Annotated in this window: 19 protein-coding genes; 13 read left to right on the forward strand and 6 right to left on the reverse strand. The window is 35.9% G+C overall.

The annotated features are described in order from the left end of the window. Window positions 1-38 precede the first annotated feature (38 nt). From JMA43_RS03440 to hemB, 4 genes are all read left to right on the forward strand, one after another. On the forward strand, window positions 39-737 hold the full coding sequence (locus JMA43_RS03440) for a hypothetical protein (protein ID WP_342154968.1): 699 nt from the start codon (window positions 39-41) through the stop codon (window positions 735-737). A 24-nt stretch (window positions 738-761) separates the two neighbouring features. Then, a complete protein-coding gene (locus tag JMA43_RS03445) occupies window positions 762-1,133 on the forward strand; it encodes a DoxX family protein (RefSeq protein WP_342154970.1) in 372 nt (123 codons plus the stop codon). Window positions 1,134-1,180: 47 nt separating this feature from the next. Continuing rightward, entirely contained in the window at window positions 1,181-1,852 is a 672-nt protein-coding gene (rsmI, locus tag JMA43_RS03450; protein WP_342154972.1) for a 16S rRNA (cytidine(1402)-2'-O)-methyltransferase, read from the forward strand. 76 nt (window positions 1,853-1,928) lie between these two features. After that, window positions 1,929-2,921: a porphobilinogen synthase gene (gene hemB / locus JMA43_RS03455; RefSeq protein WP_342155098.1), complete on the forward strand. Its 993-nt coding sequence runs from the start codon at window positions 1,929-1,931 to the stop codon at window positions 2,919-2,921. A 186-nt stretch (window positions 2,922-3,107) separates the two neighbouring features. Here hemB and JMA43_RS03460 read toward each other — a convergent pair whose 3' ends face one another. After that, window positions 3,108-4,274 carry a hypothetical protein gene (locus JMA43_RS03460; RefSeq protein ID WP_342154974.1) on the reverse strand — a complete coding sequence of 389 codons (1,167 nt, stop codon included), beginning with the start codon at window positions 4,272-4,274 and terminating at the stop codon, window positions 3,108-3,110. Between the two features lie 62 nt (window positions 4,275-4,336). Next, window positions 4,337-4,924, reverse strand: coding sequence for a riboflavin synthase (locus tag JMA43_RS03465; RefSeq protein ID WP_342154975.1), 588 nt, complete (start codon window positions 4,922-4,924; stop codon window positions 4,337-4,339). Window positions 4,925-5,082: 158 nt separating this feature from the next. Between JMA43_RS03465 and pdxA the strand changes: the two genes are divergently transcribed. The 9 genes from pdxA (at window position 5,083) to JMA43_RS03510 (ending at window position 12,185) form a co-directional block, all read left to right on the forward strand. Continuing rightward, window positions 5,083-6,141, forward strand: coding sequence for a 4-hydroxythreonine-4-phosphate dehydrogenase PdxA (pdxA, locus tag JMA43_RS03470; RefSeq protein ID WP_342154976.1), 1,059 nt, complete (start codon window positions 5,083-5,085; stop codon window positions 6,139-6,141). A 276-nt stretch (window positions 6,142-6,417) separates the two neighbouring features. Beyond that, window positions 6,418-6,954: a YceD family protein gene (locus JMA43_RS03475; RefSeq protein ID WP_342154977.1), complete on the forward strand. Its 537-nt coding sequence runs from the start codon at window positions 6,418-6,420 to the stop codon at window positions 6,952-6,954. 9 nt (window positions 6,955-6,963) lie between these two features. Then, window positions 6,964-7,161, forward strand: a complete 198-nt coding sequence (rpmF, locus tag JMA43_RS03480; protein WP_277900021.1) for a 50S ribosomal protein L32 — start codon at window positions 6,964-6,966, stop codon at window positions 7,159-7,161. A gap of 172 nt (window positions 7,162-7,333) precedes the next feature. After that, on the forward strand, window positions 7,334-8,335 hold the full coding sequence (locus JMA43_RS03485) for a beta-ketoacyl-ACP synthase III (RefSeq protein ID WP_342154978.1): 1,002 nt from the start codon (window positions 7,334-7,336) through the stop codon (window positions 8,333-8,335). A gap of 26 nt (window positions 8,336-8,361) precedes the next feature. After that, window positions 8,362-8,859, forward strand: coding sequence for an acetyl-CoA carboxylase biotin carboxyl carrier protein (gene accB / locus JMA43_RS03490; RefSeq protein ID WP_342154979.1), 498 nt, complete (start codon window positions 8,362-8,364; stop codon window positions 8,857-8,859). A gap of 91 nt (window positions 8,860-8,950) precedes the next feature. Next, window positions 8,951-10,303, forward strand: a complete 1,353-nt coding sequence (gene accC, locus JMA43_RS03495) for an acetyl-CoA carboxylase biotin carboxylase subunit (RefSeq protein WP_342154980.1) — start codon at window positions 8,951-8,953, stop codon at window positions 10,301-10,303. 75 nt (window positions 10,304-10,378) lie between these two features. Further along, window positions 10,379-11,062, forward strand: a complete 684-nt coding sequence (mtgA, locus tag JMA43_RS03500; protein WP_342154981.1) for a monofunctional biosynthetic peptidoglycan transglycosylase — start codon at window positions 10,379-10,381, stop codon at window positions 11,060-11,062. Window positions 11,063-11,074: 12 nt separating this feature from the next. Further along, window positions 11,075-11,545: a 3-oxoacyl-ACP synthase gene (locus tag JMA43_RS03505; RefSeq protein ID WP_342154982.1), complete on the forward strand. Its 471-nt coding sequence runs from the start codon at window positions 11,075-11,077 to the stop codon at window positions 11,543-11,545. A gap of 109 nt (window positions 11,546-11,654) precedes the next feature. After that, entirely contained in the window at window positions 11,655-12,185 is a 531-nt protein-coding gene (locus tag JMA43_RS03510) for a DUF5004 domain-containing protein (RefSeq protein WP_342154983.1), read from the forward strand. 367 nt (window positions 12,186-12,552) lie between these two features. Here JMA43_RS03510 and JMA43_RS03515 read toward each other — a convergent pair whose 3' ends face one another. From JMA43_RS03515 to JMA43_RS03530, 4 genes are all read right to left on the reverse strand, one after another. Next, on the reverse strand, window positions 12,553-13,524 hold the full coding sequence (locus tag JMA43_RS03515) for an ABC transporter ATP-binding protein (protein WP_342154984.1): 972 nt from the start codon (window positions 13,522-13,524) through the stop codon (window positions 12,553-12,555). A 55-nt stretch (window positions 13,525-13,579) separates the two neighbouring features. Continuing rightward, window positions 13,580-13,879, reverse strand: coding sequence for a type II toxin-antitoxin system RelE/ParE family toxin (locus JMA43_RS03520; protein WP_342154985.1), 300 nt, complete (start codon window positions 13,877-13,879; stop codon window positions 13,580-13,582). Further along, window positions 13,879-14,127 (reverse strand): type II toxin-antitoxin system ParD family antitoxin, encoded by a 249-nt coding sequence (locus JMA43_RS03525; RefSeq protein ID WP_342154986.1) that lies wholly within the window; start codon window positions 14,125-14,127, stop codon window positions 13,879-13,881. Before JMA43_RS03525 ends, JMA43_RS03520 begins: the two co-directional genes overlap by 1 nt. Window positions 14,128-14,487: 360 nt before the next feature. Next, window positions 14,488-15,174: a zinc metallopeptidase gene (locus JMA43_RS03530; RefSeq protein WP_342154987.1), complete on the reverse strand. Its 687-nt coding sequence runs from the start codon at window positions 15,172-15,174 to the stop codon at window positions 14,488-14,490. Between the last annotated feature and the right edge of the window lie 71 nt (window positions 15,175-15,245).

Genomic DNA, 15,245 nt, shown 5'->3' on the forward strand with positions numbered 1-15,245 from the left:
TATTTAGTAATTTTAGAACCGTTTATAGCCATAGCATCATGAGAAAGAAATTAGAAGCAGAACTTGTTAGTATCGCACATAGAATTTTAAAATTGAGCGGAAAGGAAGATTTAAATGCCTTGCAAAAAGAATCTCAAAAATTGTATGAAAAACTAACGTTGCTTAAATATATTGAAGATCACTTCGGAATTTTACAGCCTACAACTGGAAGAAATGAAATTGCCGATAAGTTTGAAGAATTGGCAAATGCGGTGCTCAAAGGAAACTCCGATGTGCCAGAAACCAACCCCAATGCAGAGGAAGAAGCTATAATGACGCCTGTTATGGATAGTATTAAAGACTTGGTGCAAGAAATGCCAGGCGGAGAAACACTCGACGACCTTTTAGCTGGAATTACCCCCGATCCAACTTTTGTAAAAAGAGACATGGATACGGTAACACCAAAATTCACGAATACAAATACCGTAATTACCGAGAAAAAGCAACGCTCTCTAAACGATCAACTAAACCCAGGTTTAGCAATTGGATTGAACGATAAATTGGCGTTTGTAAAGCATTTGTTCCAAGGAAGTAACGAAGATTATATCCGTGTGATTTCGCAAATAAACACAATGAATTCTTCCGAAGAAGTAAAACAATTTGTAAACGGAATGATAAAACCCGACTACAACAATTGGGAAGGAAAAGAAATTTACGAGACTCGTTTTTACGAACTTATTGAAAAGAAATTTTCGTAATGCAAACTACAAACTAGACTATAGATGAAAATTAAAAAAATTCTTTATTGGATAGCCACAGGTCTTTTAGCTGCATTTTTAAGCTTTGCAGTTTTTAATTACCTCTCAAAGTTTACAATGGTGCAAGAAATGTTGGCATCGTATAATTACCCAGCACACCTTATTTATGTACTTATTATCGGGAAAGTATTAGCAATTATTGCTTTGTTAGCCCCAATAAAAGGAGTGCTAAAAGAATGGGCTTACGCAGGGATGTTTTTTAATTTTGTACTCGCATTTTTTGCGCACTATACTATTGGCGACGGCGAACAAGGAGGTGCAATTATTGCGTTGGTATTATGGGCGCTTTCTTATTTTTTAGGAAAACAAGTTCGTCCGTGGATTATAAAAGCGTAAAAGCAATTTAGAGAAATTTCTTTTTTACCTTTGCTACAAACTTTCGTATGTCAAAATTATATATTGTACCTACGCCCATTGGCAACTTAGAAGACATTACTTTACGTGCCATTCGAATTCTAAAAGAAGTCGATTTAATTCTTGCTGAAGATACACGTACCAGTGGAAAATTATTAAAACACCTCGAAGTACAAACTCCGATGCAAAGTCACCATATGCACAACGAGCATAAAATGGTTGAAGGAATATGTCAAAAAATTTTAAGCGGTACAACGGTAGCTTTAATTAGCGATGCTGGAACACCTGCAATTTCCGATCCTGGATTTTTGCTCACGCGTTCGTGTATTGAAAATGGTATTCTGGTAGAATGCCTTCCAGGCGCAACGGCTTTTGTGCCTGCACTTGTAAATAGTGGACTTCCGAATGATAAGTTTGTTTTTGAAGGATTTCTTCCTGTAAAAAAAGGAAGGCAAACACGGTTAAAATTTTTAGCTGAAGAAACACGTACCATGGTTTTTTACGAATCGCCACACAAACTTTTAAAAACCTTAAATGATTTTGCTACATATTTTGAAGAAGACAGGCAAGTTTCAGTTTCAAGAGAGCTAAGCAAACTTCATGAAGAAACCCTGAGAGGAACAGCAAAAGAGTTAATTACACATTTTGAAAACACTGCTCCAAGAGGTGAATTTGTACTCGTTGTAGCTGGAAAAAAATAAATTGCTTAATAACATTTCGACGCTTGCGTCGAAATACTATAAACCTCACTTTGTGAGTGAAAATAAATATAAAAATATGTATCCGTTAAGAAGAAATAGACGTCTACGCACAAACCCTGCAATTCGTAGTTTAGTTCAAGAAACTATCATTACGCCAAACGATTTTTTGGTGCCACTTTTTGTAGTTGAAGGGAAAAATATAAAAGAAGAAATTGCATCGATGCCAAATTATTTTAGGTATAGTTTGGACCTGCTCGAAAAAGAAGTGAAAGAATTATGGAGCTTAGGGTTGAAATCGGTTTTACTTTTTGTAAAAGTTCCCGAAAACTTAAAAGATAACAAAGGTACAGAAGCTCTTAATCCAAACGGACTCATGCAACGTGCAGTAAAAACGGTTAAAAATGCAGTGCCAGAAATGTTGGTGATGACCGATGTTGCGCTCGATCCGTATTCTGCCTACGGTCACGATGGGATTGTTGAAAACGGACAAATTTTAAATGATGCTTCTTCGGAAGTGTTGTCTAAAATGGCGCTTTCTCATGCGCAAGCAGGTGCCGATTTTGTAGCGCCTAGCGATATGATGGATGGTAGAATTTTAAAAATGCGCGAAACCCTCGAGAACGAGGGCTTCACAAACACGGGTATCATGAGTTACAGCGCCAAATATGCCTCTGCATTTTATGGTCCATTTCGCGATGCACTAGACTCTGCTCCTGTAGATGCAAAAGACATTCCGAAAGACAAAAAAACATATCAAATGGATGCTGCCAATCGCACCGAAGCTTTAAGGGAAACGCAAATGGATATCGATGAAGGTGCAGATATTGTAATGGTAAAACCAGGCCTGTGCTACCTAGACATTGTTCGAGATATAAAAAACAACTTTGAAGTTCCAGTTGCTGTTTACCAAGTGAGCGGCGAATACGCCATGATAAAAGCTGCTGCTGAAAAAGGATGGCTCGACCACGATGCTGTTGTTATCGAGCAAACCCTTGCTATTAAAAGAGCTGGCGCCGATATCATTGCAACTTATTTCGCAAAAGACGTTGTAAAACTACTTCAAGGTTAACTCGATAGGGTTTTCAGTAAAAACTTCACTTTATAACTAATTAAGCTGTCTTAAGGGTTATTAAATTCAAGCAATAATTTTTAAGGCAGCTTAATTTTTTTGGCATGCCCCTTGCGGGTCGGGCTTTCGCTACTCGCTTCCAAACTACCGTTTGGAGAGCTCAAACAAGCCGCTCAATCCCTCATGCTATTTCAAGTTTGAAACAGCACGATATTCATTTTCATCAGCATTTACTGTTTTTAAAAATTCGAGCATTTCTTCTGTTAAAAGCAATTCGTTTTGTCCATCCCAAAAAGCAGGATTGTACGGATATTTCAGTTTAAAAATATCTCGATTAATTGATACGTTTCTTTTAGTATTTAATTCCTTAAAGTTGTCTTGAGTGGTAATAATGTAACTACAGTTGTAAATGTCTGTTTTATTAGTTTCAGTATTTATAACTTCTACGTTTGCTTCTACTTTTGCATTTTTTAAAAAGTACTTTTTATTGCTTGCCTTCTCGTAAAAAGCATGCATTTTCATAAATGTGGTTCTGTATTTATATATCCATGTTTTTTCGTATTTGGCAGTGTTTCTTTCTAAAATTAAGTAGTTTTCTAACATTGCATTGTTTTTAGAGTTTACCTTTAAATACCCTTTGTTGTTACTGAAAGTTGCATTTACAATAGAGTCTTTTACGGTAAATTCTACAAGATTTACAGTGTCATTTATTGCGCCTGTTTTAATGTCATATTTATCTTCTTTTAGTTTTGCATGTAAGATAAACCAGTCTAAAATTTTTGGAAAATCGCCCAACATAAACTCTACATCTTCTTCTTTTAAACCAGCTTTTCGCATATTTAAAAGTTCGACTTCGTAGTTTTTTCTAGGCATGGGTTGCTCTTCGGTGCCAAATAATTGTTTTCGTCTTAACTTTCCGGTAAGGTCTTGTAGTTTTAAAACAGTATCGTTTTTCTTTAAAAAAGCACGTAACGTAAATCGTTCTTCGTATGGAAATAAAGCATAGTTACTTTCTATTTGATCGACAATGTTTTTATAAATGCTTTTTTTGGTAGAAACTATTACAGGTTCGAGTTCGTAAGTTTCTTCAACCATATAAATAATGTCTTGCTTATTTAAAGCGGTAAAAGTCGACCTAATAGGTTTGTAACCTAGGTACTTTATAAAAACAGAGTCTTTTTCCGAAGTAAATAAAAAAGAACCGTCGGCATTTGTGGTGGTGTAATTATTGTAGTTGTACACATCGGCAAACTCAATTGGCGCATTGGTAGCACTGTCTAAAAGCTTCGATCGCAATTGGTTTTGCGCCATGGTGAACTGTACGCAAAAAAATAAAAGTAGTGGTAGTCGCATGTGTTTTTTATTAACAACAATTATGCCTAAACTACACCAAATTTAAGATTTAGTAATAAAGCTTATTGAAGTTGCATTAATCGCGCAACATATTTTCCAATTACATCGAATTCTAAGTTTACTTCGTCGCCAACTTTATAGTTTTTAAAGCGGGTATGCTCAAAAGTATATGGAATAATAGCGACGCTAAATTCGTTGATTTTAGAATCTACCACAGTTAAGCTGGTGCCATCTATTGTAATAGATCCTTTTTCGATAGTTACGTTATTTTTAGAAGCATCGTACACAAATGTAAAGCGCCAGCTTCCGTTTTCTTCAACAATTTTATCGCAAATTGCGGTTTGGTCTACATGGCCTTGTACGATGTGTCCGTCAAGGCGTGTCCCCATTTTCATGGCACGCTCAAGGTTAATTTCGTCGCCAACTTTTAGTTTTCCTAAGGCAGTTTTATCGAGCGTTTCTTTAATTGCCGTTACGGTATATTCATCTCCATTAATAGCGACTACAGTTAAGCACACTCCGTTATGCGCTACACTTTGGTCGATTTTCAATTCGTTGGTTATCGAGCTCTTTACTGTAAGGTGTAAATTATCAGCTTCTTTCGTAATTTTGGTAACCAATGCCAACTCTTCTATAATTCCCGTAAACATTTCTATATTTATTAATTAAATTTGCATGTGTTCGGCATTAGTCGAATACCGTAAAACAAACCTACTAAAGATCGTAACAATCTGCAATAGGAGTTTTACAGAATCCGAAAAAGAAGGATTTTCAGCAGAAAAAAGATTACACGTACAAAGCAAACAGTATGAGAACAGATAATAGCATAAGAGTAGGGATTTCTATAGGAGATTTAAACGGAATAGGTTGCGAAGTAATTCTAAAAACATTTGAAGACCCTAGAATGTTAGAGTTTTGTACCCCTGTAATTTTCGCATCGACTAAGGTGATTAATTACCAACGAAAAATGCTGAAAATGGAAATTGCGTATAACGGTATCGATAGCGCTAACAAAGCAGTAGAAGGGAAGCTAAATGTAGTAAATGTTTGGAAAGAAGCTCCAAATATTGAGCCTGGTAAAGAAACTTCTGAAGGAGGAAAATATGCACTTTTATCGTTGAAAGCGGCCGTTGCGGCACTCAAAAACGACGAAGTAGATGTATTGGTAACTGCGCCTATTAATAAGCACAACATACAATCGGACGAGTTTAAGTTTCCAGGACATACCGATTATTTGGCAAAAGAATTGGGCGGTGAAGCTTTGATGTTTATGGTTACCGAAGATTTAAAAGTTGGTTTGCTTACCGATCATGTTCCTGTAAAAGACATCAGCAAGAAAATAACCGCAAAATTGGTAGAAACTAAGGTGAATAAAATTTACAATTCGCTTGTTGAAGATTTTAAAATCAGAAAACCAAAAATTGCAGTCTTAGGTATCAATCCGCATACAGGCGATAATGGCGTTATAGGAAAAGAAGACGATGAGGTGTTGCGCCCAACAATTCAAAAAATTAACGATAGTGGAAAATTGGTGTACGGCCCATATGCTGCCGATAGTTTTTTTGGTGCAGGAGCGCATCATAATTTTGACGCTATTTTGGCATCGTATCACGATCAAGGACTTATACCTTTTAAAACACTTTCCTTCGGAAAAGGAGTAAACTATACTGCTGGACTCAACAAAGTGCGCACTTCTCCAGACCACGGAACTGCTTTTGAAATAGCTGGGAAAGGAGAGGCTAACCACAAATCGTTTGAAGAAGCTGTTTTTGCGGCCATTCAAATATTTAAAAACCGTGAAGAGCACCAAGAGCTCACCAAAAACCAATTAAAAAAGCTGAGTAAAAAAACACCCGAAAGAAACTAAATTTACATTACTATAATATTATTTTTTAAACCGAAATCGTATTTGTGTAATAAAATTCCTTAACTTAGGTATAAAATTTAGACCTTTACATTGCTCGGCTTAATGCTTTAAAACACTAGTGTTTTCTAGTGTTCTCGTATTGAACAAACTACAGCGATGCGCCAATTGATAGTTATAAACAAAAAAAAGTTAATAACATTATTATCATAAATAAAAATTTATATCTTTGCACCCGCCTTATACTTGAGGTATAGGCTTTTAAAACTGATGTTTAAAATGAAGAAGTTCAAGGAGTTTGACATTCCTTTTGTAGGATTAAAACAAGGAAAACACCAGTTCAACTTTGAAATAAAACAAGAGTTCTTTGACGCTTTTGAGTTTGACGAATTTAACGATGCCAATGTGCATGTAGATTTAGTTTTAGACAAAAAAAGCAACATGTTGGAGTTAACCTTTACTAGTAAAGGGTTTGTAAATGTTTATTGCGATATTTCCAATGAGCCTTTCGACCAAAAAATAAAGGGGAAACTTCATTTGTTGGTAAAGTTTGGTGAGGAATACAATGATGAAAACGAAGAAGTACTCATCATTCCGCATGGCGAATATCAAATAAATGTAGCACAATATATTTATGAGATGATTGTCTTATCGGTTCCGAACAAAAGAATACACCCCGGTGTAAAAGACGGAACTTTATCAACAGAAATTTTAGAGAAACTGGAAGCATTTCAACCAAAAGAAAAAAAAGAAAGTAAAGACGGAGAAACAGATCCAAGATGGGATCAATTGAAAAAACTATTAACGGATAAATAAGATTTAAAAATGGCACATCCTAAAAGAAGACAGTCTAGCACTAGAAGAGATAAGAGAAGAACGCATTACAAAGCTACTGCTCCTCAAATAGCTACAGACCCAACAACGGGCGAGCAACATGTGTATCACAGAGCTCACTGGCATGAAGGTAAACTTTACTACAGAGGTCAAGTTCTTATTGATAACACAACTGAAGAAGTAGCATAAGGTAAAACTTTTACAAAAAGTTAAAACTCTCACATGAAGTGAGAGTTTTTTTATTCAAAATTTTTCTATAAGTCAAAAACGCCCTATTTTGCACCGCTATTCGAATAAAAATTAGTAATTTGAATTAATTTTCATCGAATTTTGCCCGTTTTTGATAAAAACTAAGCGAATTATGAATAGACTTAAAGCAGCTATTACAGCTGTAGGAGCATATGTGCCTGAACATGTATTAACCAACAAGATGTTGGAAACTATGGTTGATACAAATGACGAATGGATAACCACTCGTACTGGAATCAAACAAAGGCATATATTAAAAGAAGAAGGAAAAGGAACTTCATATATGGCTATTAAAGCAGCAGAAGACCTCCTTCAAAAAAGTGGCGCAAACCCGCAAGAAATCGATATGGTAATTGTGGCCACAGCAACCCCCGACCTACCCGTAGCAGCAACTGCTGCATACGTAGCTTCAAGCATTGGAGCAACCAACGCTTTCTCATACGACTTACAAGCAGCATGTTCCAGCTTTTTATTCGGAATGTCTACCGCTGCTAGCTACATAGAAGCTGGTCGTTACAAAAAAATACTCCTTATTGGTGCCGATAAAATGTCGTCTATAATAGATTATACCGACAGAACTACTTGTATTATATTTGGAGATGGCGCAGGAGCCGCACTTTTTGAGCCAAATGAAGAAGGCCTTGGATTGCAAGACGAATATTTAAGAAGTGATGGTATCGGTAGAGATTATTTAAAAATCGAAGCCGGAGGATCTGTATTACCAGCATCTGAAGAAACAGTGAAAAACAAACAACACTATGTTTTTCAAGATGGTAAAACAGTATTTAAATTTGCCGTATCTAATATGGCAGATGTAGCAGAAAAAATAATGACACGTAATAACCTTACCAAAGACGATATCCAATGGTTAGTACCGCATCAAGCTAACAAGCGTATTATTGATGCCACTGCCAACCGTGTGGACCTCGATCCGTCTAAAGTAATGGTTAATATACAGAAATACGGTAATACCACTTCAGCAACATTACCTTTATTGCTTAACGATTACGAAGGGCAACTTAAAAAAGGAGACAATTTAATATTTGCTGCATTTGGAGGCGGATTTACCTGGGGTTCCATTTATTTAAAATGGGCATATAACGGAAAACAATAGAATTCAAAAACTAACAAAACTCAATCATGGATTTAAAAGAGATTCAAAATTTAATCAAATTCGTGGCAAAATCTGGTGCAAGCGAAGTAAAGCTTGAAATGGAGGATGTAAAGATTACTATTAAAACAGTATCTGAGGACAAAAATGGTGAGACTACTACTTATGTTCAGCAAATCCCGATGAATCAACCAATGCCTCAACAAGGTATTGCTGCCCCTCAACCTGCAGCAACTCCAGTAGAAGCAGAAGTAAAAACACCAGCAGCTACAGAAGACGACAGCAAATACATCACTGTAAAATCGCCAATTATTGGTACTTTCTACAGAAAACCTTCACCAGACAAACCAAACTTTGTTGAAGTTGGAGACACTATCGGTAAAGGAGATGTATTGTGTATTATTGAAGCGATGAAACTTTTCAACGAGATAGAATCGGAAGTTTCTGGTAAAGTCGTAAAAGTATTGGTAGACGAATCTTCTCCAGTAGAGTTCGATCAACCTTTATTCTTAGTAGATCCATCATAGAAATTTTGAATGATAAATTACAGAAGAAGGCAAGCTGCCTACCTTCTGTAGGGATTCAAAAAATCAGAATTTAAAATTTAAAATTTCACAGATGTTTAAAAAAATATTGATCGCAAACAGAGGAGAAATAGCACTACGTGTTATTAGAACCTGCAAAGAGATGGGTATTAAAACGGTTGCTGTATACTCAAAAGCAGACGAAGAAAGTTTACACGTTCGTTTTGCAGATGAGGCTGTATGTATCGGTCCAGCACCTAGTAAAGACTCGTATCTTAAAATATCAAGTATTATAGCTGCTGCAGAGATTACCAATGCAGATGCTATTCACCCAGGATATGGTTTCCTTTCGGAAAATGCTAATTTTTCAAGAATCTGTAAAGAGCATGGCATTAAATTTATTGGTGCTAGCCCAGAGATGATTGAGAAAATGGGAGACAAAGCAAGTGCTAAAGCTACCATGAAAGCTGCAAAAGTACCTACTGTACCTGGTTCTGACGGACTTTTAGAATCGTTAGAGCAAACCAAAAAGTTGGCTAAAGAAATGGGGTATCCTGTTATGCTGAAAGCAACTGCTGGTGGTGGTGGTAAAGGAATGCGTGCCGTTTGGAAAGAAGAAGATTTACAAAAAGCATACGAAAGTGCCAAGCAAGAAGCAGCTGCTTCATTTGGAAACGATGGTATGTATATGGAGAAGCTTATTGAAGAGCCTCGTCACATCGAAATTCAAGTGGTGGGAGATCAATTCGGAAAAGCTTGTCACCTTTCAGAAAGAGATTGCTCGGTACAAAGACGCCATCAAAAACTTACAGAAGAAACGCCTTCACCATTTATGACAGATGAACTTCGTGATAAAATGGGGAAAGCAGCAGTAAAAGCATCAGAATATATTAAATATGAAGGTGCAGGAACTGTTGAGTTTTTGGTAGACAAACACCGTAATTTCTACTTCATGGAAATGAATACTCGTATCCAAGTAGAACACCCAATTACAGAACAAGTAATTGATTATGATTTAATACGTGAGCAAATTTTGGTTGCGGCAGGAGTGCCAATTTCTGGTAAAAACTATACGCCAAAATTACACTCTATAGAATGTAGAATTAATGCTGAAGATCCTTACAACGACTTTAGACCTTCACCAGGTAGAATTACTACATTACACGCTCCAGGAGGACACGGAGTACGTTTAGATACGCATGTGTACAGCGGCTATATAATTCCGCCAAACTACGACTCTATGATTGCGAAGCTTATTACAACGGCACAAACTAGAGAAGAAGCTATCAATAAAATGAAGCGTGCGCTAGATGAGTTCGTAATTGAAGGAATTAAAACTACAATTCCCTTCCATAGACAATTAATGGATGAGCCAGATTATATTGCTGGTAACTACACTACTAAGTTTATGGAAACTTTTAAAATGAAACCTCAAGAAGAAGCTTAAAACTTCTTTCTTTATAAGTTAAAAGCCCGTATCAATTTTATACATTTGATACGGGCTTTTTTTGCTTTGTACACTATGCGGATAATAAAATTTCTTTTAAAAGTTTGTTGTTGGTTTGTAGCCATATCTATTTTTTGGGTATTGTTTTACAAATGGGTGCCTGTGCCCGTAACGCCGTTAATGGTAATTCGCACTTATCAGCAGCAAAAAAATGACCAGCCTATTATATGGGAACATCAATGGGTGAGTATCGATAAAATAAGTTCTAATCTTCAACTGGCAGTAATTTGTAGTGAAGACCAAAAGTTTGAAGCTCATCGCGGTTTTGATATCGAAGCTATTGAGAAGGTGATAGAAAATTCATCTAAAAAGAAAAAAATAAGAGGCGCAAGTACCATTAGTCAGCAAACAGCAAAAAATGTTTTTTTATGGCCTGGCCGCAGTTGGATTCGTAAAGGGTTTGAGGTGTACTTTACTTTTTTAATTGAAACTTTTTGGAGTAAAGAGCGTATCTTGGAGGTGTATTTAAATAGCATCGAAATGGGAAATGGAATTTACGGTGCCGAAGCTGCTTCAAATTATTGGTTTCATAAAAGCGCTGCCAAACTCTCCAAACAAGAAGCCGCAGCCATTGCTGCAATTTTGCCAAACCCATTAAAGTACAAAGCCAATCCGCAGACTTCTTATATTGCTTCGCGAAAACAATGGATTATGCGTCAAATGAATAACTACGGAAGTTTAAATCTTCAGAAGAAGTAAAACCAAACACACATGATGAACGCTATTAAACAACAGCTTATTTTGCATTGTAACGAACTTTTAGAAAAGCGTCTTCAAGTTGCGCAAGTGGCAATAAAATCGATTGAAGAAGCATTTGCATCGGAGACTAAAAGTAGCGCTGGCGATAAACATGAAACAGGGCGAGCTATGTTGCAATTGGAAAGAGAAAAGGCTGGCGAACGTTTAAAAGATGCCGAAACAATGTTGTATACGTTTCATAAAATACGGTTTGACGCTCCTTCTTCCGAAGAGAAAAATGAAATTGTAAAAATTGGTAATTTAGTTAAAACTACCAACGGAATTTATTTTATTGCTACTTCATTGGGCGTTGTTACTATGGATAACACAACGGTGTATTGCGTCTCGGCACAAGCTCCTATCGGGAAATTATTACTCGGAAAATCAACACAAAGTGAGTTTAGTTTTCAGCAAAAAAACATACAAATTTTAGAAATCTATTAAACGGCTACACTTTTTTATTTTCTTCTGAAAAAAAATTAACACCTCTATACGCAACCTTTTCTTTGCTTTTGCTTCTATTAAATAGAAAACACAAAAGTTTACATTTTAAATGAAGAAAAGAAAATTAATTGCCACAACACTATTTTTAGCTTTATCAGCTTTGTTTGTAGGTTGTTCGGACGACGACAACAGTGTTACATGTACACCAGCTTATACGGGAGAACTTACGGAAAACGAAGCCTTTTTGGCAGGAACTTGGGAGCTTTCAGCGCTTACTTCGAGTATTGAAATCGATTTAACCGATGACAATGAAAACAATCCAAGCACCGATATTTTTATGCAACAAACCGAATGTGAAAACGATATTGTTTACATTTTCAATACCGACAGAACTTTCTCGTACGAAATTGGACAAAGTGAAGGTTTAAACTGCTCGTATACCGATGGATTAGACGGAACTTGGAAGTTAACAGGGTCGACGATAACTTTTAATTCGTGTTTTGAAAGTACGCGTACGGTAGAGTTTAACGACGATCTTACTGCGTATTCTTTTGATAGTTTAGCAGAATTAAACGGTCAGCAATTTACAGTAACCTACACTTTTACAAAAGCTACTGAAGATATTGAACCAGCCGAGTAAATCAACTCAGCAGGTATTCAAAATGCGTATAAATCTCATTTTGTGAGTTAAAATACATTTATGTTTTAGGTAAGAAGCCGACAGTTATAGTTAAAAACTGTTGGCTTTTTTATTGCATTTTATCTCAGAAAATTTTTGAATACTTAATTAAGCTGACCTATTTTAAAAAGCTTTAAAAATCAAGGAAGCAGTATGGCTGATAGATAAAAAGCTGTTTGAGCGTAGCGAGTTCTTTTTATCTATGGAGGAGGGTTCCGTAGATTTTCTTATGCTTTTTAAATCAGTCTTGACTTTTTTGTTTCGTTTTTGTGTCAAGACAAAAATGAAAGAATTATCAAATAATTGAATTCACAATATACATCTTAAACTATTGCGCTCTTTCTGCTAAAACTTCCTTTTGTGGCGCAATGCACACTTCCGTATTTTTTGCTAAATTGGTTGGATGTGTAAACAAAAACGCTTTATTTTTTCTGAAAGCTTCGATTAAATAATGTGTTCCTTGGAAGTAGCTATTTTTCACAATTACTTTTATTGCTGAAGAAGGAACAATTTCGAGTTCGTGAGGATAAAGCAAAACTTTTTTAGTTGAAAAATTATCAGCAAATAACAAGTTTGAAGGCACTTCATTAACTTCTCCAAACAACGAAGCGACGTATTTACTTTTAGGCTGATTGAACAATGTCTCTGGAGTTTCAAATGCTACCGTTTTTCCTGCTTTTAGAACCATTGTAAAATCGGCATATGAAAGACTGTCAGTATTATCATGCGTGGCGGTAATACAGGCAATGTTTTCTTGTTTTAAATATGTGAAAATATCTCTGCGGAGTTTATTCTTTTTAAAATTATCGATGTTGCTAAAAGGTTCGTCAAGCAACAACAATTCAGGTTCTCTTGCCAAAGCCTTTGCCAACGCTACACGTTGTTGTTGTCCGCCGCTTAAATCGGTTGGTTTAACCTTTGCATAAGTCTCCATTCCTACCAATTCAAGTAACTCAGCAATACGTTTTTTCTTTTTCCTCGGATAGAAATTAGACAGAAACTTCCCGATGTTTTCTTCCACCGTAATAAAAGGCATCAAATCGTAATCTTGCGCTACGTATTTTATAAAAGGTTCTCCTGGTACAATATTATAATTTGGGCCAAGCATAGGTTTTTCATCCCAAAAAAGTTTGCCTTTTTCAAGGTGGTAAAGTCCGTAGATAATTTTTAATAAGGTACTTTTTCCAGAACCACTCTCTCCAATAATCGATAAGTGATCTCCCTTCTGAAGTGAAAAACTAATGTTTTTTAAAATAGGAGTTTCGTTATACTGAAAAGATACATTTTTTACGTTGAGCATACGGGTTTGGTTTTGGCAAATATAAGAAGTTAAAAATGTTAGCTACAGCCATTTTTTATTCGTCCAGTAGAGATTCGAGATCCATTCTTTGATGCAGAATCCTTATTATTTCAATTTCTTCTTTTTTATGGTTGATTTTGTAGAAAATTAAATGTGATTTTACTCGAGAACGGAAATAAACTTTTCTAAGGTGTCCATAATCTTTTCCTGATTCGGGGTTTTCAGCCAAATATTCAACTTCGTCCATTATCAGATTTAAGTATCTGTCCGCTTGTTCGAGCGACCAGCTTTTATAAGTGTAAAGCCAAATGTTCTCAATGTCTAGATTTGCCTCTTGACTAATTTTGTAGACCATTATTTAGTCAGATGCTTTTTATGGAGGTTGTTTAAAAGCTCTTTTCGGTCAAAGTTTTCCACAAAACCCGATTTCTCCCCCTTTTTAAGTTCCTTGATAAGTTCAGTTTTTTTAGATTCTTCGTTCTCAAACATTCTCAAAGCAGCCCTTACAACTTCACTTGCCGAAGAATATTTCCCAGTTTTGATTTGTCGACTGATGAAATTGTCAAAATAGTCTCCAAGTAAAATAGATGTGTTTTTAGCCATAATTCCAAAATATTTTTCTAAATATACCAACTATTGGTATAAAATCAAAATGATGTTTTGAGATTTCGCTTCGGTTGGTTGTAGCTAACATAGAAGTATGCTTACCGACTAAAAAAAAATGATAGCACATTAAAAAAATTGCTAGTATGTAAAAACCCTTTTGACTATAGCTCGTCAAAAGGGTTTTATTTGTTTTTTTGAATATCCGTAATGTATTATAACAAGAATAAAATGTCAGGTCGAGCGTAGTCGAGACCCTATTTAAAGTTTGTTGAGCTAAATAACCTCTCGACTACGCTCGAGGGAACAGTGCATTATGACAGATTTCGGACAATTATTTTATTTTTATACTATTTAAATTTAATCTCTTCCTCCAAAAACTTTAAGAGCAAAATAGAGTAATGTAGCCAACGATCCAACAGCAGCAACCACATAGGTGCGCGCTGCCCATTTTAATGAATCTTTAGCGCCATTGTATTCTTCTGGGGTTACAATATTTCTGTTTTTTAACCATGCCAAAGCTCTGTTACTGGCATCGTATTCTACAGGTAGTGTAACAAAGCTAAACAATGTTCCCATGGCAAACATAATCAATCCGATAACTGCTACTGTAAATCCAAATTGCGTACTTGCACCCAATACAATTCCTCCAAAAATAACCCAAACAGACATATTGGAAGCAACGCTTACCACAGGTACTAATTTTGATCGCATTTGCAACCACTCGTAACCTTTGGCGTGTTGTACAGCATGGCCACATTCGTGAGCTGCAACGGCAGCAGCAGCAGCGTTACGCTGACTGTAAACACCTTCGCTTAAATTAACTGTTTTCTTTGCAGGATTATAATGGTCGGTTAACATTCCTGGTGTAGAAATAACTTCTACATCGGTAATACCGTGATCGTGTAGCATTTTGCGTGCTATTTCTGCACCGCTCATTCCGTTTTGTAAATGAACTTTGGAGTAGTGCTTAAACTTGCTTTTTAACTTCGAACTCACTAGCATACTTACAAGTCCGATTAAACCAATAAGAATATAATATCCCATAGTATTTTTATTTTATCATCTAAATTTACAATATAAAAGCAAAAACCTCGCCAAATTCAGCGAGGTTTTTT

Origin of the sequence: Joostella sp. CR20, from assembly GCF_038433465.1 — a bacterium.
GTDB lineage: Bacteria > Bacteroidota > Bacteroidia > Flavobacteriales > Flavobacteriaceae > Galbibacter.